Here is a 15,935-nt window from a genome sequence, read left to right as displayed (position 1 = left end):
CCCCTTAAACTTAATTAAGACCGATCTCTCGCTCAATGTAAGGAGCAAACTGCCTGAAAACTAATAAAAATTCTTCGAATTATACCATCCCTCCTCTCTAAAGACAACATTTTTTTCATTTCCGGGACCCGCATCGGAACCTGGAAAACTTACCCGTTTTCCGATGAAGACGAGGTCAGAGACCCTTTCTGAATACTAAACGGCACAACCCAAAAATAAGAAAATAACATTGTCTAATCAGGTGGATGGGAGAAACGACTTTGTTTTTAAGGCGCTCGCTATGGGCGTTCAAACTGCAATCGCACATTCGGGTTCCCGAGGATCTACTCCGAAACAACCCCTACGCCTCCCCCTTCTGTATCAATCACGGGCATTGATTTATTGCAATGGGGGCATTTCACATAGACAAGATTATCAAAGAGGCCGATGCTGTAGTGGTTGACCAGGAGGTCGAACTCCTTTTTACAGACAGGACAGGCAGTAAGATACCGCTTAAGGAAAAGATTAACCTCCGACTGGAGGCCCTGGAACTGATCCTTTAACTGAAGGACTTCCGATTCAAGTCGGTCTATCCGTTTTTCAAGGTGGTCAGACATGGGGCCGTATCATATGATTAAAAATAGGTCATGTCAAACTCTATTAACCCAAGATCGGAGATTGAATCTTGGGGGAAAGCGCATAAGTCGCCTGAAAGACAAGGCCAGAGACCATAAGGGCGAGCGAGGCGTACTCACCTGTACGGTGAGAAGTCCGCTGGCCGATAACGCAGTAATTTTAGGCGAATCGGCGGTTTCTAATTCCGAAATCTCGGAATTAGGGATTAAATTCAAGGGTAACTCCAGGTCAAGTTGAGCGCCTCGCCCTTTTTGTCTATAGTTGTGATAGGGTGTAGGAAGTAACAATAAACAAGGGGGAGGGAAGCGATGAAAAAATGGAAGTTTTACATGCCAGTTCTGTTCTTGATTGCGTTCTTTTTTTCAACAAATACGGTAGTTTTGTCCCAAGAAAGGAGTCCGCATCCAGGGAGAGAGGGATCAGGAGAAAGGGTGGAAGACGCCCACCGGCGCTTTAGAGGGGGAACGAGCGAGCGGGGAAAAAGACACTCTCCTTTCTCCATTCAAGGAATGAAAGAATCACTCCACCTTGACGACACACAGACCCGGAAGATGCGCGATCTGTTTCGCGACTACCGCAAGGACGTGATCCTGAAAAATGCGCATCTTAAGATCGCCCGAATTGAGTTGGAAGAGGCGCTCTCTGATGACAAGTTTGTTTTGTCCGATATTGAGAAAAGGGTGAAGGCAAAGGAGGCCGTGGCAACGGCCCTCGTCATGATTCGGGTCCGCTCCCTAGCAAAAGCAAAAGGATTCTTGTCTAAAGATCAATTCAAAAAATTCATGATTGGGATCGCTCACCAGATGAGAGGGAGACGTCAGGGCATGTCCGGTCGTCATGGGCGTTCCGGAAAAGGCCCTCACAGCCGAAAAGGAAAAAGACACGGATTTGGCGAATCGGATGAATATGATTAATCCGGTGTCATCCGTAATCGATCTTGGGAGAGGCCGCTCAGTTGGCCGCAAGCGGCCAGAATATCTCCCCCCCGGCTTTTTCGGATGGTCGTTGTCAGGCGGGCCTTGAGGAGAAGATTCTGGAACTTCAGCATCTGATCATCGGGCGTCCGGCGGTAGGGTGAACCGGGATAAGGGTTATAGGGGATCAGATTGATCTTGCATCTGATGCCTTTTGTCAGTTGAATCAGCCGCCCTGCATCTTCGAGCGAATCATTGATTCCGGAGAAAAGGACATATTCAAAGGTGATGCGCCGTCGTGATGGAAGCGGGAAAGATCTGCAGACGGACATCAGTTTTTCAAGAGGATAAAGCCGGTTGATCTTCGGCATGATCTGATCCCTGAGCACGTTGGTGGTTGCGTTTAATGAGATAGATAGGTTGACCGGTACCGGCCCCTTCCACAGCGCGAGAATCTGGGGCACGAGCCCCGCCGTCGATATCGTCACCCGACGGGGGGAAAGGCCCAGCCCGATGGGCGAGATCATCTTGATGACGGCCTCTGTCACCTGCGGAAGATTCGCAAGCGGTTCTCCCATCCCCATCAAGACAATATTGGTCACCCGTTTTCCTTCAGGGAGAAGGCTCTGAATGGTCAGCACCTGATTCACAATCTCATCGGCCTTGAGGTTTCTTTTCAGACCCTCTTGTGCCGTGAGGCAGAAGGTGCAGTCCAATGTACATCCGGCCTGCGAAGAGATACAGATGGTCAGGCGCTCCTCATCCGGAATCAGGACTGATTCGATCTCCCGACCATCTTTCAGCCGAAAAAGAAATTTTTCTGTTCCATCGACGGACCTGAGCCGGGTTACAATCTCCAGATGGCTGAGTTCTGCCCGCGAATCGAGAAGAAGGCGATCTTCCTTCGAAAGATCCGTCATCTCTTCAAAACCGGCCGCGTGCCGCTCATAAATCCATGCCAGGATCTGTTTCGCTCGGTAGCGCTTCCACCCAAGCCGGGCAACGAAGGCCTCGACCTCCTGGAAACCCAACGCAAGAAGATTAGTCTTTTTCATAGGGCTAAACTTAGCACACCGATTTCCATCCACGCAAGCGATGGCCCTGCCCCAAGATCAGCGATTGATCTTGGGGCAAACCGTCAAGTCGCCTGAAAGACAAGGCCAGAGGCCATAAGGACAACCGAAGCGTACTCACCCGTACGGTGAGGCGTCCGTTGGCCGATAACATCAGGCGAATGGGTCTCGCGCCAGCCATCGGCGGTTTCTAATTCCGCAATCGCGGAATTAGGGCCTTACCTGCGACCCTATGGAAGAGTGTCACAATTCGGACGCCCCTACTCCTTGAAGCCCCATTCGGAATATGATAACTTGTCTCAATTATTATGGGAATCTATCCGTCACAGAAGAAATACTTTGAAGAAGCCTACCGGACCGGGGACCATGGCTGGCCGGTTGAAGGACCCTCAGAACCTGTCGTCCGGTTTTTAAAACAATTTAAAAAAGAGAAAAAAACAGGCCGCGTCCTGGATCTGGGATGCGGGGAAGGGAGACACGCCGCCCTTTTTGCGAGTGCCGGCTATCAGACTATCGGCCTGGATTACCAGGCCCAGGCCCTCGCGCGCGCAAGCCGTTTATGCCAAAAGAGCCGCTCTCGTCTTCATTGGATCCAAGGAGATCTCTTCCGTCTCCCCCTTACTCCAAACAGCTTTGACCTCTTGATCGACTACGGCTGTTTTCATCACGTTCGTAAAGGGGATACGGCATTCTATCTCAAAACCGTCCTCTCCCTCCTGAAACCCGGCGGGTACTTTCTCCTCTCCTGTTTTTCCATCCGATTTAAACATCACCCGAATGAAAAAAGGAAAAGGGACTGGCTGGTTCACAAAGGGCACTATGACCGCTTCTTCAAAAAAGGCAGCTTTCGATCGATCTTTGGAAAGTCGTTCAGACAGCTCCACATCGAAGAAGAACAACAGGCGCTTTATGCTTTTTTCCACGTCTGGATGCAGAAAAAATGAACGCCTCCGTACTCGAAAGAGCAAAGGTACAATAAATGGCCAACATTGCTTTTGTGAATGGAAAGTGGTCTCCCCTTTCCGCTGCGACAATCTCTATTGAAGACCGCGGTTTCCAGTTTGGAGATGGGGTCTATGAGGTCATTCGGACCTATCACAAGCAACCCTTCCGCGTTGAGGCCCATCTCGCTCGCCTCAAGATCAGTGCAGATGCAATCGGGATCGCCATCCCATATTCATTCAGTGAGATGGAAAAAATCATCCGGTCCGGATGTCAAAAAACCCAGTTCAGCGAGACGCAGGTCTATATTCAGATCACCCGGGGTATGGCCCCGCGAAACCATCGCTTTCCGAAGCGAGTAAGACCCACCGTCGTCATGACCTTTCGGAAATGCAAGACTCCATCCCACAAGATGCGGCGCGATGGAGTCTCTATTGTCACCGTGACGGACACCCGATGGGCCCGCTGCTATGTGAAGTCCCTGAACCTGCTCCCCAACGTCCTGGCACGGGAACGCGCATTGAAGTCGGATGCCATGGAAGCCATTTTTGTTCGTGAGGGGAAGGTCATGGAGGGCGCGGGGAGCAATCTCTTTGCAGTCTTTGGACGAAGCGTGATCACTCCTCCCGATGGCCTCCACATCCTCTCCGGAATTACAAAGAGCATGGTGATTCAACTCGTGAAGAAGCAAGGACTCCGCATGCAGGAGAAAACCTTAACGCTTCGCCGTCTCGCGACCGCCGATGAAATATTCCTGTCAGGAACCACAATCGAAGTCCTGCCGGTCACCCGGCTCGACGGAAAAATCGTCGAGTCAGGCCAACCAGGACGGATCACCAAGATTTTGTATGAGGCCTTCCAGGAAGAAATCCTTCGCGTCTAACAGGTGATTTAAAACCCAATACACAAATAGGAGAAAAGAGGGGGTGCTGGATCGTTACACTACCCTTTTCACATCTGGTCACGAAGCCTCTGAATCTGAAGCTCCACCGCATGGATCTGTTGGGACGCACCGGTTTTTCTAAAAAGCGCCATCGCGCTTTCCATGTGGCGAACAGCCTCAGCCAAATCCCCCTTCTTCTCATAGATGGTCCCGATGGTCCCTTCCGTATGGGCCATTCCGTTTGTATCCCCCAGAACCTCCCGGATCTCAAGCGCCTCCCCGGCCCTTCCCAACGCCTTTTGAAACGCGCCTTGTTCCCGGTAAATTAAGGCTAGGTTGATGAGGGCTTTGGCCTGAGAGAGACGATCACCCAGGCGTTTATAGATGTCCAGGGCTCTTGACTGGGACCTCAAGGCGGGATCAAAGCGTTTTTGATCCTTACCTATCACGCTGAGGCCGTCCAGGGAGAGGGCTTCCCCAAGCGGGTCATCGAGCTTCCGGTAGAGAACGAGCGCCTTGCTGTGATATTTCTGTGCGATATCGAGGGTGTGGTCGAGAATGTAGAGATTGGCCAGCAGAGTCAACTGACGCGCCTCCAGCCAGGGGATCGGAATGGTCTCCGCGATTTCCAGGGCCTCAATATGGGCGGCAGCGCCCTTTATTCTATCGCCTGTCTGATAGTACAAGTCACCCAGAAGGGAAAGGGCCGTGCCTTGTCCCAGCCAATTGTCGGTTGTACGGTCAATTTCCAGAGCACGCGTCAACCAGTCGATGGCTTGTTCCCACGCGCCTTTTGTTGATAGAACGAGACCAAAGTTTGCCATGGCCGCCGCTTTTTCACCGGAGTTCTTTGCGCGGCGGTAGGCCTGTTGATAGGCCGCCACGGCCCCTTCTTTTTTTCCAAGAAAAAAAAGACTGTTCCCGTAGACAAGGAAAATAGCAGCGCTTCTTTCCTCTTCGGGGAAAGCCCGGATCTCCTCAACAACCCCTTTAAACCTGTTTCTATCGTATAACTTGAAAAGAGAGGAGAGGGGAGAAACATCCCTTTTTTTCTCACTGGCAAGACGAAGTTTAAGCTTGAGGGCAGCGATCCTCAGACGGACAAGTTCCGTCTGAGGATCAGGACTTGATTCTTCAAACCGTTCCGCCGCAAAGGTTGCAGCAGAGGAAGGTTGCACCCAAAACACGCCGACAACAAGAAAAAAACCTGCAAGGAGGCCGATAAAAAAATTAAACTTAGTTCCTGATCTCTTCATTTTGAGGAAAGGGGGGGGGCAAGCAGGCGGCGACAAGGTAAACATTGCAGACCGTTCTTACGAGGCCTTGTAATCAATCCAGGGTTCTCGCTCGGCCAAGTAGCGGTCATCACGAAAATTGACCCGGGAGCGAAGCTCGGTGAATCCTTTCTTTTGAAGTTTCCTGATAATATCCTCCAGGACCTCTTCGACAGTGGGATACTCGCTTGACTGGACTTTCAGACCTTCATAGCCGAAACGCCCCGTATAGCCGTTCTCATCAACTTCAACGGTCACATTCCGGCTATACATCCTTAATAATGGATCAAAACCTTCCAAATGGTGAATCTCATAGACCATGCCGAGCCGCTCCCCCTCAGATTCGCCCGATTATAACGAATCCGTTTCCTCCAATCAAGATGTAAATTTATCCAGGTAAAGCTCAGAATTTGATCTCAAGCTGGACCAACAACTCATTATTGTCGACATCCGGGCCGCCCGTCTTCTCATCATTGAAATAGTATTCCGTTTTAACCTTGACTCCTTTGACGATACTGGCAATGAGCGCCACTGTAGTCGCCTGACGATCCCAGGTGCGTGAATCGGTCGGATTCTTTGTCAGATCGACATTGTAGTCTTCATAACGGAGGAGAAATACTACAGCAGTGAGCCGATTGTATCCAAGGGAATATTTGTAGGAAGGCTGGACATACCAGCCGTCTCGATCCATCGCCCCGTCTTTTCCCTTGATGTATTGACCGAAGAAGGCAAAATCCCTTAAGCGATAGTCCAGATTGAGTCCGACCCTCTCTTGACGATTCTGAAGATCTCCCGTCGGATAACTCGTAATCCCCTGCAAGTAGGTGATATCGCCGTCACTCAGCCTGGACCGATAGTAGAAAGGAAGAAGATTAATCGTGTGTCCTTCTTTGAAGGCATGGTCGATTCCCACCCCGAATCCGACCTGTTTGTTGCTGTTCTTTTCCTCATTGTCGTCGTCATCCGTCACGATCGGGAAGACCTCATCTTCTGAGATCCGGCGGTCCTTCAGCCGCCTCCCGTTGGTGATAGAAAATCGCCAATAGAATTCTTTGCCCTCTCCTCCAAAAAAAAGGCCGAGGTCTTCATCCTGCCAGAAGGCATGGCCGACAATTGGATAGGACTCTGTTTTCCGACCCGGCTTCATGAAAAGATCGTCCAGGCCAATTGTTACCCAGGAATTAAACGGAAGCCCGGGGATCTTTACCCAGGCCTCATCCAGCTTTATTTTTCCATTTGTGCCGACTTCGAGGTCGGCCTTCAAGAGAATCCCCGCCTCCAGATGAATGCGCGGGGTGATAACGAACTTATCAATCGACATTCTCGGAAAGGGATTGGGTTCTTGCTTATCGACAAGGATTCTGCCGTCGGCCTCCGAATCAACGATCTCCAGTTCGAACTCCCCGCCGATCTCGATCTCAAGGCCTCGAAGTGAAAACCTCAACCCGGGATCATCCGCAATCGCTCCCGGAACGTATGCAAGACAGAAGAGGGTGCAAAAGGTAAAAAAAAGAACAAACCCGGCTTTTCTTTTTTTGAATAAAAGTGACCAATATTCCACATGACTCCTTCCAAATAAGATCATTGACGACCCGGGAGTGATCCCGCCCTTTCATCTCTTTCCTCTTTCGCACCACGGGGTGACCCGGTTCTTTCATCCCTCTCCTCTTCCTCTTCCAATTCCTCCTCTCCAAATCGCTCACGTTCCTCTTTCATCGCAAGTTCTTCGTCAAGGGTTAAGAGAAAGTCAACGAGCTTTTCCAAGGCACCAACCGTAAATTTCTTGGGATAGTCCGTCGGCATCCCATCCGAAAAACCCTCTACCACAAAAGCGCCGGGATGCATAATCGACTCCAGTACATACTCTTTCGGAGTGGTCGCCTTCGCCTTCCCGGCGCGTACCGCCTCCTGATATTCTGGAGACGCGATCCGTTTTTGGGCAGTGGTTTTTAATATCAGCAAGGGCCCAATCACACCTATTCTGGCAATCGAGACGCTCGGAATCTTATGACAGACAAAACAACCCATTTTTTCGATCATCACATCTGGCGTGTCCATCACCAGTGCGGTCCTTTTAAGCGCCTCCTCATTCCCGGGAAAACCGGCGGGTTCTTCCTCCGGTGGAGGGAGCGCCTTTCCGAAGTAGTGCTCCCAATCCTGCTTTGCCGTCACTTGAGTATAATCTCCCGGGGTGTCCTTTTCCTGAAGGTAGGCCACAACAGAAACAATCTCATAATCGCTTAATGCCATAGGCGGGTTGGTAATAATCGGCATGGGACTTTTCATACCGACGGCCCCTTTTTCACCCAGACCCTCCGGCATATAGCAGCTTGGACAGTAGAGTGATTCGATAAGATACTCTCCTCCAGACACGGCATGAGGCCTTATCCCGGTCTTTGGCTCTCCAGAATCGGCATATTCCCGGACGAAGGACCGATACCGATCCTCTTTCGGTCGTTGATGAGATCTCGCTTCTACATTTCTTAAATCGGGGCATCGGTCCGTTTTCTGGTTTGCGACAAACAGATGACAGAAGGCGCACTGTCCCTTCCCGACCGGAAGCCTCCCAGATGAATTCAAGACCGGCTGATCTGTTCCGAAAATGATATTTTTGCCGAAGCGCACCAGAGATTCCGGAGAAAAGTGCTCCTCCACTTCCTCCGCCGGCAAAGGCGGATCATCCTTCGGGGTGCAAGCCGAAAACAGGAAAAAGAGGACCAGAAAGACCCCCCACTTCATGGAAACTTTTCGAGACATACCCCTCACTTTCATGTAACGATTATGCACTCCCATCCTTTCCCTCTGATTGCTGCGTTCGGTAGCGTTTCGTTGGCAAAATATCCTCTCAGTGCCACAGACGCTATGGCTCCATGCTCCTCACGCCTTGCCCTGAAAGAATGGGTCTCGCGAAGCCAAATCAAAACATGCTAAATCGTTACCGTTATTTTGCATTTTATGGGCTTGGTAAATACGCTGTTTCGTGAAATAAATCAAGATTATGGACAAAACAGCGGATATCTTATAGAATTAAATGTATGCTTTTGCTTAGGAGTCTGCCAGCCCTTCTCCTTTAGGAATTAAGGCCCATCTGGTCAAGGCAACCTTTCGTTAAGGGGGATCTCTGAACATCATGAAAACAACCTCAGCCGGGATTACGGATGTGGGATGTGTCCGTCTCTCCAACGAAGACAGCCTTGGCTTATTCCCTGAATTCAACCTCTATGTCGTCGCGGACGGGATGGGAGGGCACGCCGCCGGTGAAATCGCAAGTAACATGGCCACTGCTGAGATGAAAGCGTTTTTCACAAATCAGCAGGGAAGTGCCCACAACATGAATGACGCGTCGACCAAGCCCTCAAGAGAAGCCCTCATGTCCCAGGCCATCTCCAGTGCGAACCAGTCCATTTACAAGGCTGCCTCACAGGATAGCTCTTGTAAAGGAATGGGAACAACCATAGTCGCACTTCTGGCCGACCCGACTGAATTGATTATTGGTTTTGTCGGAGACAGTCGCGTCTATCTCCAGAACAAAGGTCGGATTGAGCAGCTCACACAGGACCATTCACTTGTAAATCACTATGTTCAACAAGGCCTCCTCTCGCCTGAAGCAGCAGAAACCCATCCGCTCAAACATGTCCTGAGCCGCGCCCTCGGAACCAATGCGGAGGTTAAGGTCGAAACCCTCCGGCGGGTTCCTGAGCCCGGAGACCTCTTTATCCTTTGCTCGGATGGGCTGAGCAATAAATTGACGCCGCAGGATATCCATACAATCTTAACGGAAGCTGCAGATGACCTGAAAAAGGGAGGGATGGCACTCGTTGAACGCGCAAAAAAAAATGGAGGGGAAGACAACATTACCGCCATCCTCCTCCGTTACGCCTGATGAGAAAATGGGCCAACCGGGACTAAGGAGTCCCTAACAGTTTTTCGACATACTTTCCGATGAGATCGCTCTCCAGGTTCACAGAGGTGCCCACGCCCTTTTTTCCCAGGGTCGTGACTCTTGCCGTATGAGGAATCATTGAAACCGTCAATGTGCGCTCGGTCAAACCATTGACCGTCATGCTGACGCCATCAATGGTAATCGACCCTTTCTGGATTGTATGCCTTAGAATTTCAGCGGGGGCTTCAACCGACAGGATCACTGCATTTTCCTCATCTCTTTTCGCACAAATAAGACCGATCCCATCGATATGGCCGGAAACCAGATGACCGTTCAAGCGATCGCTTAATCTCATTGCCCGTTCCAGGTTGACGGCCTCTCCGGCCTTCAAGGCTCCCAGATTGGTGACACGAGCGGTTTCCGGAGAAATATCGACTGCAAAATGGTCCGGCTGAATATCAAGTGCCGTCAGGCAAGCCCCGTTCACGGCAATGCTCTCTCCTTCCGAGAGTCCTTCCGTCACTTTCGCCGCGCTAATGATCATTCGGATCGCCTGACCGCTTCGGGTAAGCTGATGGACTGACCCCATTTCTTCTATGATTCCTGAAAACACGGTCTCTCTTCGCTCCTTGTCTCGCTCAAAAATTGTCTCCGGCCAATCACGCATGTTATTTTGGGACAGACCCTAAGGGGACGACTCCGTTTCAGACAAGTCAATCGTGAGCCCGGCGGTATAGTAGGCCCCGCGGTCTTTACGGCGTTTTGCCTCATTCAGCAAAAAATGGATATCCTCTGAGAGCATCCCCTCAAAACGCTTCTTCCCATTGCTGATCACAACGACCGGTTTTGAGAAATCAATGAGGTGTCTGTTAAAAAAAAGGGTATAGCGGTGCACGCGATTGCTTTGTACCTCAACACGATTGTTTTCCACATGGGCGGTCAGGGTCGAGAATAACCCTTTCCGGACCAGTTCCACCTCTGCGTTCGTTAAGATCGACTCTTGAACATCGGCAACCTTTCCAATCGTCTCATCGATCTCTGTCCAGTAGAAGGGTTCCAGATGAACACGATCCCGAACAGAAACAACGTGTTTGGGATAGGGATTTCGAAGCTGTTTCTGGAACCAGGTCACGAGGGCAGGAAGTTCTTCGCGCGGGAAGAAGTGCCCTCCGGCAACCGGATGCTCCCGGTCATGCTCCCGATAGATATAAGAAATCTTCTCTTTTTTCAGGTAGTTGCTGACATCTCTTGAAAGAGCGACCGGCATGACCTGATCCTTCGAACCATGAATGATATAGATACCGGTTGAAATCAGGTTCTTTAGAAAAGGAAAGATTTCCTCCGGAATGCCACCCGCCATCGGAGAAATGGCTGAAAACCGGGAGGCATTAAAGATACCGATCAGATAGGTCCCGATCGCTCCGTTGGACATACCGGTCAGAGAAATCCGGTTTGGATCCACATGATATTTTGCCTGGACGGCATTCATCACAGCCAGAACAAGTTTCTCTCCCAGCGGCGACCACCAGGGACCCATCTGAAGGGTCGGACAAACAAGAATGGATTTCTCCCCCAGCCGCGTCTTCCAGCGGTCCAGGTAGGAATCTCCCATAAAACCGGCACCATGCAGGCAGACGATCAGGGGGTAGGCCTGCGCCGGGTCATAATTCTCCGGAACATAGAGGGCATAGCCCATTTTCCTCCCGCCAATGCGGACCGAACGGTGAAGTGAGCCCACTGCGGGATCAGGTGGATACAGCACCCCATTTTCAATCAAGTTCTCCAGTTTTTCAACCGTGACCCCTTCCGTCTCCTTGATCTCTTTCAACAGACGGTCAGACTGTTGCGCATCCTGAGAGAGCATAAACTGCTGCACCAGCAGATTCATATGCTCGTCCTGATGGACCGCGTCCGACCGCCCGGCCTCTCCGGCATAAAGCAATGATCCAGACAACAGACCCCAGATCATAACCACCCCAAAAACGGCCAAAAACATCCTTCTGATTTTTGCCACTGAATGACTCAACGAATGCCTCAACTTTTCCCTCCCGGGCCCTGTTCCTGCGGTCGCAGCCCTTTTTTAATATCAGCTTCTATCCTTAGATCCTCTCCTACCCGGCCTATCTTAAAATGATCCAGTTCGATCGCGTCAGAGAGGCGCGGGATGGACCGTCCGGAAACCACGGCTCCGGCATCCCCTCCGCACAATAGTTTGGGTGCAACATAGAAGACAAGCCGATCAACCTCTCCAGAACGAAGGGCAATCCCGTTGACTCGGCCTCCTCCCTCGACAAGAACACTCGTGATCCCCCTTTTCCCCAGGGCCTTCAAGATCAACTTGAAGGGAATCTCTCCCTTTTTTAAAGGAAGGGAGAGAATACCAACTCCCATCGCTCTGAGTTTATCCACCTTTTTCACCGGGGCAGCGGATGTGGTCAACAAAAGTGTTTCGGCCTCCTTGAGAGAAGTCAGCACCCTGGATTTCAAGGGCGTTTTTAAAGAAGGGTCAATCACAACGCGCAAGGGATTCCTGGCACGCTGAGCATGCACGGTCAACATCGGGTCATCTGCCAGAAGCGTTCCGACCCCAATCATCACCGCATCCACACCTGCTCTGAGGCGATGCACTTCCTTCCGTGCCGCCTCACCCGTAATCCAACGCGACTCTCCTTTTCCCGTCGCAATCCGCCCATCAAGCGTCATCGCCGCTTTTAGGATGACCAGCGGTTTTTGCGTGGTCATGTACTTGATAAAAGCCGCATTGAGCCGCTCGGCCTCTAGGCGCATCAGGCCTTCGCTGACTTCAATACCGGATTCACGAAGGGTCAAAAAGCCCTTTCCAAGGACAAGGGGATTGGGATCGGACATTGAGGCCACCACCCTCCGAACACCGCTCTGAATAATTGCCTTGGTACAAGGCGGAGTCCTTTTTTGGGTATGACAGCAGGGCTCCAGATTGGTATAGAGCGTCGCGCCTAAGGAATGCCTCCCCGCCTGGGCCAGCGCCAGAACCTCGGCATGCGGCTTCCCCGGACCCGCATGGACCCCTTTTCCGACAACGACACCTTTCAGCACAAGAACCGCGCCAACCATCGGATTCGGAGAGGCCTTTCCATAGCCCCGCCGCGCGAGGCCTAGAGCCTGTTTGATATAGACAAGATCCTGCCTCTGTAACATATATATCACTATATAAACGGGGGGCAGGGATGTCAATCTCCTAAAGTGTCACTCCATCGAAATTGACCCCATCCGCGAACCCATGTTACTATATGTTCTCGGATCATAAAGTAAGTGGGACACGGGGCAATCATCACCCGTACACGCCAATTACGGCACGTATCTGTCCAAAGGGGAAGGAGATCTTCAGACATGATTCAGGTCACTGACATCGCAAGAAAGAGAATCGACACCCTGGTAAAAGATCAGGCGACCCAATTCCAGAAAAAGATCAAAGGGGTACGGCTGACGACAAAAGGGATTCTTCCGAACGTGGAATATGCCCTCTCTTTTGTCGAAGAAGGGAAGGAAGAGGCCGGAGACGTCTCGGTCGATGCCGCAGGCATCCAGATCTATATGGAATCGAAGAATGCCTCCTTCCTCGAGGATGTAAAGGTAGATTTCATCAATAATCTGGATAAGACCGGGTTCAAGGTAGACAACCCCAAGGTTGTTATGCCTGAAACAACCCTTCCGGATACCCCGGCGAATCTTACTTCTCCCGAAGCCAAAGCAGTCCAGAAGGTACTCGACGAGGAGATCAATCCTGCCATCGCCTCCCATGGCGGAATGATCAGCCTGGTCGACGTCAAAGAGAACATTGCCTATATCCAGCTCGGCGGCGGCTGCCAGGGATGCGGCATGGCCGATGTCACTTTAAAACAAGGCGTGGTCGTTGCCATCAAGAAGGCCATCCCGGAAATCCAGGAAGTTCTGGACGTTACTGATCACGCAGGGGGGGAAAACCCCTACTTCACACCGGGGAAATAGCCCGCGACCGGAAAATGCCCTTCAGGAAGGTAATGGACCGTCTCCTCCTCCTCATTCCGAGCCGTTCCTATCGGGCGGCGGACTTCCTGAAGGCCGCCGCAGAGATCGGTGTCGAAATCATTACGGCTTGTGACAAACGACAAACCCTGGAAGGGATCGTCCCCGGAAGAATGCTCACCCTCGACTTTCCTGACCTGGAACGATCCCTCGAAAAGGCAGTCCTTTTTTCTAAAAAATACCCCTTTCAGGCGGTCGTCTCCGCCGATGAGGATGCGACTGTTCTGGCCTCCATGATTTCAGGCGCGCTTTCTCTCCCGCACAATCCTATTGCTGCAACCGCGATGGCAAAAGACAAGGAAGCGCTCCGAAAATGCCTCCTGTCCCACAACGTCCCCACACCCTCTTTTCAGATCTATTCTATTGAAACAGATCCGGAAGAACTCGCGCCTGAGATCGATTTTCCGCTGGTCTTGAAACCCACTTTTCTCTCTGCCAGCCGGGGAGTGATCCGGGCAGATAATCGAAAAGAACTGATCCAGGCCTTCCTCTTTCTCAAAAAGTTTTTAAAAGACCCGCAAGTCAAAAAACAAGGGGGCGCGGCCGCAGAAAAGATCCTGATCGAAGAATATATTCCCGGTGTAGAAGTCGCCCTGGAGGGTTTGCTCCGGAATAAGCAACTCTCCTGCCTGGCCCTCTTCGACAAACCCGATCCCCTGACCGGTCCTTTTTTTGAGGAGACGATCTACATTACCCCCTCCCGCCTCCCGCCTGAGATTCAGGAAGAGATTATCGCCTGTACTCAAAAAGGATGCAAAGCGCTTGGCCTGAGTGAGGGGCCGATTCATGCAGAGATCCGTGTGAACGACAAAGGCCCCGCAATTATCGAAATCGCCGCCCGATCCATCGGAGGACTCTGTTCCCGGACACTGCGCTTCGGCACAGGGCTTTCCTTGGAAGAGATCATCCTCCGACAGGCCTTGCTTATGCCGATTCAGTCCCTCAAACGCCGGGAAGTGGCCACAGGCGTGATGATGATCCCCGTTCCGAAAGCCGGGGTTCTAAAAGAGGTTTACGGACTTGAGGCGGCAAAGAAGGTTCAGGGTATCGAAGAAATCACGATCACCCTTCTCCTGGGACAAAACGTCATCCCCCTGCCCGAAGGAAGAAGCTATTTGGGCTTCATCTTTGCTTTGGGGGAAACGCCGAACCAGGTCGAAGCCGCCTTGCGCGAAGCGCATCAGAAGTTACAGTTTGATATTATGTCCCCTTCTCAGGCCTTGCCTTGAGAAAGGATTGCCCCTATAATCCGACGAAAATATAACATTAAACAGGAGGAACATCATGGAGCTTTACGAACGTACAAAAACAGAAACAGATGTTCAGGATGACCCGGCGGCAAAGGCCCTTCTGCGGCAGGCCTTTGAGAAGACCTCCCGTTGGGGAGATGATTTCCCCGGATTTAGCGCAGACCTGATCGTCAATGATAATGGGACCGAATATAAGGGCAAGGTCAAAATAAAATCACCGAAAGAGGTCGAGGTCAGCCTTGAGGTCCCTTCCGATAAAGAGGACCTTGAAAAGTGGGCCAAAAACCAGATCGGGATGATGGCGGTGCATCGCGCCTCGCGCTCTTTTGAAGAGTCCGATGGAAGATATACCCTGACCTTTGCGGAAGAAGACACGCACCCCCTTGGACGTCAGATTATTATTCACGGCGATGGGATGAACTCACGCTACCGGATCAAGAATGACCGGATTCAGCAGATCCAGCGAAAAATGAAGCATGTTCAATTTACGATTAATATCCAGGAAGCCATGGAGACAAAAGACGGAAAATCTCTCACGACCCAGTATGCCGTCTATTATTTCTCAGGTGACGGAAAGCTCACCGATACGGAATGCTTCACCGACCGGCCCTTTGAGCTGGGCGGGGCCTATCTTCCCGGAACCCGACGGATCATTTCATGCGATGAAGGAGAGGTGGTCGTCCGATTCCTGGAATTCAAGAACCACCAGTTGTTATAAAACAAAAGAACCCCGCCCTGACCAGGCGGGGTTTTACAAACAAATAGGAGGTTCGGTCGGGTTAAACGGTTGTAAGGGGTGTTAATCGGAGGAAGACGCATGAGGATTCGAGCACCACAGCAACGCAGCCATGGAGGCTTAGACGGGTGTGCCGGATCGTTACGAAGAGGCTTGTTCTGATTCGTTAATCATCGCCGTGAGTTCTTTTGTATAGGTCCACTCATCGGGAGTATTTCCCTCCCTCACAGATTTAAAATAGAGGTTTCCCCAAAGGCCCCCAATCCGGTGAACCGCCTCGTGGTGAGTCAGCCCTTGTTTGAGGAGGGCTTGTAATGCCAG

At 51.4% G+C, this 15,935-nt stretch carries 16 protein-coding genes; 7 read left to right on the top strand and 9 right to left on the bottom strand.

What is annotated here, in order from left to right; all coding sequences use genetic code 11:
• Positions 1 to 323: 323 nt before the first annotated feature.
• A complete protein-coding gene (locus EYQ01_02650) occupies positions 324 to 596 on the bottom strand; it encodes a hypothetical protein (GenBank protein ID HIE64715.1) in 273 nt (90 codons plus the stop codon).
• Between the two features lie 327 nt (positions 597 to 923).
• On the opposite strand from EYQ01_02650, the gene EYQ01_02645 reads away from it, so the two are divergent.
• On the top strand, positions 924 to 1,529 hold the full coding sequence (locus EYQ01_02645; GenBank protein HIE64714.1) for a hypothetical protein: 606 nt from the start codon (positions 924 to 926) through the stop codon (positions 1,527 to 1,529).
• Here the strand turns inward: EYQ01_02645 and rlmN are convergent.
• Complete coding sequence (gene rlmN / locus EYQ01_02640; protein HIE64713.1) at positions 1,526 to 2,584, bottom strand: 23S rRNA (adenine(2503)-C(2))-methyltransferase RlmN; 1,059 nt, start codon at positions 2,582 to 2,584, stop codon at positions 1,526 to 1,528. The two genes, EYQ01_02645 and rlmN, sit on opposite strands and share 4 nt — an antisense overlap.
• Positions 2,585 to 2,910: 326 nt before the next feature.
• Here rlmN and EYQ01_02635 point away from each other — a divergent pair, with 326 nt between their 5' ends.
• Both EYQ01_02635 and dat read left to right on the top strand, forming a co-directional pair.
• Positions 2,911 to 3,546, top strand: a complete 636-nt coding sequence (locus tag EYQ01_02635) for a class I SAM-dependent methyltransferase (GenBank protein HIE64712.1) — start codon at positions 2,911 to 2,913, stop codon at positions 3,544 to 3,546.
• A gap of 35 nt (positions 3,547 to 3,581) precedes the next feature.
• On the top strand, positions 3,582 to 4,427 hold the full coding sequence (dat, locus tag EYQ01_02630) for a D-amino-acid transaminase (GenBank protein HIE64711.1): 846 nt from the start codon (positions 3,582 to 3,584) through the stop codon (positions 4,425 to 4,427).
• Between the two features lie 68 nt (positions 4,428 to 4,495).
• Here the strand turns inward: dat and EYQ01_02625 are convergent, their stop codons facing one another.
• The 4 genes from EYQ01_02625 to EYQ01_02610 form a co-directional block, all read right to left on the bottom strand.
• A complete protein-coding gene (locus EYQ01_02625; GenBank protein ID HIE64710.1) occupies positions 4,496 to 5,728 on the bottom strand; it encodes a tetratricopeptide repeat protein in 1,233 nt (410 codons plus the stop codon).
• A gap of 12 nt (positions 5,729 to 5,740) precedes the next feature.
• Entirely contained in the window at positions 5,741 to 6,022 is a 282-nt protein-coding gene (locus EYQ01_02620; GenBank protein HIE64709.1) for a hypothetical protein, read from the bottom strand.
• An 82-nt stretch (positions 6,023 to 6,104) separates the two neighbouring features.
• Positions 6,105 to 7,262, bottom strand: coding sequence for a hypothetical protein (locus EYQ01_02615; protein HIE64708.1), 1,158 nt, complete (start codon positions 7,260 to 7,262; stop codon positions 6,105 to 6,107).
• 20 nt (positions 7,263 to 7,282) lie between these two features.
• Positions 7,283 to 8,458 (bottom strand): hypothetical protein, encoded by a 1,176-nt coding sequence (locus tag EYQ01_02610; GenBank protein ID HIE64707.1) that lies wholly within the window; start codon positions 8,456 to 8,458, stop codon positions 7,283 to 7,285.
• Positions 8,459 to 8,831: 373 nt separating this feature from the next.
• Here EYQ01_02610 and EYQ01_02605 point away from each other — a divergent pair, with 373 nt between their 5' ends.
• Entirely contained in the window at positions 8,832 to 9,584 is a 753-nt protein-coding gene (locus tag EYQ01_02605) for a Stp1/IreP family PP2C-type Ser/Thr phosphatase (protein HIE64706.1), read from the top strand.
• Positions 9,585 to 9,606: 22 nt separating this feature from the next.
• Here the strand turns inward: EYQ01_02605 and EYQ01_02600 are convergent, their stop codons facing one another.
• From EYQ01_02600 to ribD, 3 genes are all read right to left on the bottom strand, one after another.
• Entirely contained in the window at positions 9,607 to 10,197 is a 591-nt protein-coding gene (locus EYQ01_02600) for a riboflavin synthase (GenBank protein HIE64705.1), read from the bottom strand.
• Positions 10,198 to 10,269: 72 nt separating this feature from the next.
• Positions 10,270 to 11,559 carry a hypothetical protein gene (locus EYQ01_02595; GenBank protein ID HIE64704.1) on the bottom strand — a complete coding sequence of 430 codons (1,290 nt, stop codon included), beginning with the start codon at positions 11,557 to 11,559 and terminating at the stop codon, positions 10,270 to 10,272.
• 59 nt (positions 11,560 to 11,618) lie between these two features.
• Positions 11,619 to 12,761 (bottom strand): bifunctional diaminohydroxyphosphoribosylaminopyrimidine deaminase/5-amino-6-(5-phosphoribosylamino)uracil reductase RibD, encoded by a 1,143-nt coding sequence (gene ribD / locus EYQ01_02590; GenBank protein HIE64703.1) that lies wholly within the window; start codon positions 12,759 to 12,761, stop codon positions 11,619 to 11,621.
• Positions 12,762 to 12,953: 192 nt separating this feature from the next.
• Between ribD and EYQ01_02585 the strand changes: the two genes are divergently transcribed.
• Genes EYQ01_02585 through EYQ01_02575 form a run of 3 tightly spaced genes read left to right on the top strand, consistent with a single transcriptional unit; the run spans position 12,954 to position 15,596 of the window.
• On the top strand, positions 12,954 to 13,571 hold the full coding sequence (locus tag EYQ01_02585; protein HIE64702.1) for an iron-sulfur cluster assembly accessory protein: 618 nt from the start codon (positions 12,954 to 12,956) through the stop codon (positions 13,569 to 13,571).
• A gap of 14 nt (positions 13,572 to 13,585) precedes the next feature.
• Entirely contained in the window at positions 13,586 to 14,857 is a 1,272-nt protein-coding gene (locus EYQ01_02580) for an ATP-grasp domain-containing protein (GenBank protein HIE64701.1), read from the top strand.
• A 55-nt stretch (positions 14,858 to 14,912) separates the two neighbouring features.
• Entirely contained in the window at positions 14,913 to 15,596 is a 684-nt protein-coding gene (locus EYQ01_02575; protein HIE64700.1) for a DUF3386 family protein, read from the top strand.
• Positions 15,597 to 15,935 lie beyond the last annotated feature (339 nt).

The sequence above is a fragment of the Candidatus Manganitrophaceae bacterium genome (assembly GCA_012960925.1).
Lineage (GTDB): Bacteria > Nitrospirota > Nitrospiria > SBBL01 > JAADHI01 > DUAG01.
The sequence above is the reverse complement of the archived record's forward strand: the minus strand, read 5'-3'. Positions and strand labels throughout refer to the sequence as shown.

What these genes read in the sequence shown, in the direction of transcription:
- EYQ01_02635 (HIE64712.1), top strand. Translation starts at nt 2,911, where the DNA reads ATGGGAATCTATCCGTCACAGAAGAAATACTTTGAAGAAGCCTACCGG.
- EYQ01_02580 (HIE64701.1), top strand. Translation starts at nt 13,586, where the DNA reads ATGCCCTTCAGGAAGGTAATGGACCGTCTCCTCCTCCTCATTCCGAGC.
- dat (HIE64711.1), top strand. Translation starts at nt 3,582, where the DNA reads ATGGCCAACATTGCTTTTGTGAATGGAAAGTGGTCTCCCCTTTCCGCT.
- EYQ01_02610 (HIE64707.1), bottom strand. Translation starts at nt 8,458, where the DNA reads ATGTCTCGAAAAGTTTCCATGAAGTGGGGGGTCTTTCTGGTCCTCTTT.
- EYQ01_02650 (HIE64715.1), bottom strand. Translation starts at nt 596, where the DNA reads ATGTCTGACCACCTTGAAAAACGGATAGACCGACTTGAATCGGAAGTC.
- EYQ01_02625 (HIE64710.1), bottom strand. Translation starts at nt 5,728, where the DNA reads ATGTTTACCTTGTCGCCGCCTGCTTGCCCCCCCCCTTTCCTCAAAATG.
- EYQ01_02575 (HIE64700.1), top strand. Translation starts at nt 14,913, where the DNA reads ATGGAGCTTTACGAACGTACAAAAACAGAAACAGATGTTCAGGATGAC.
- ribD (HIE64703.1), bottom strand. Translation starts at nt 12,761, where the DNA reads ATGTTACAGAGGCAGGATCTTGTCTATATCAAACAGGCTCTAGGCCTC.
- EYQ01_02605 (HIE64706.1), top strand. Translation starts at nt 8,832, where the DNA reads ATGAAAACAACCTCAGCCGGGATTACGGATGTGGGATGTGTCCGTCTC.
- rlmN (HIE64713.1), bottom strand. Translation starts at nt 2,584, where the DNA reads ATGAAAAAGACTAATCTTCTTGCGTTGGGTTTCCAGGAGGTCGAGGCC.
- EYQ01_02645 (HIE64714.1), top strand. Translation starts at nt 924, where the DNA reads ATGAAAAAATGGAAGTTTTACATGCCAGTTCTGTTCTTGATTGCGTTC.
- EYQ01_02585 (HIE64702.1), top strand. Translation starts at nt 12,954, where the DNA reads ATGATTCAGGTCACTGACATCGCAAGAAAGAGAATCGACACCCTGGTA.
- EYQ01_02620 (HIE64709.1), bottom strand. Translation starts at nt 6,022, where the DNA reads ATGGTCTATGAGATTCACCATTTGGAAGGTTTTGATCCATTATTAAGG.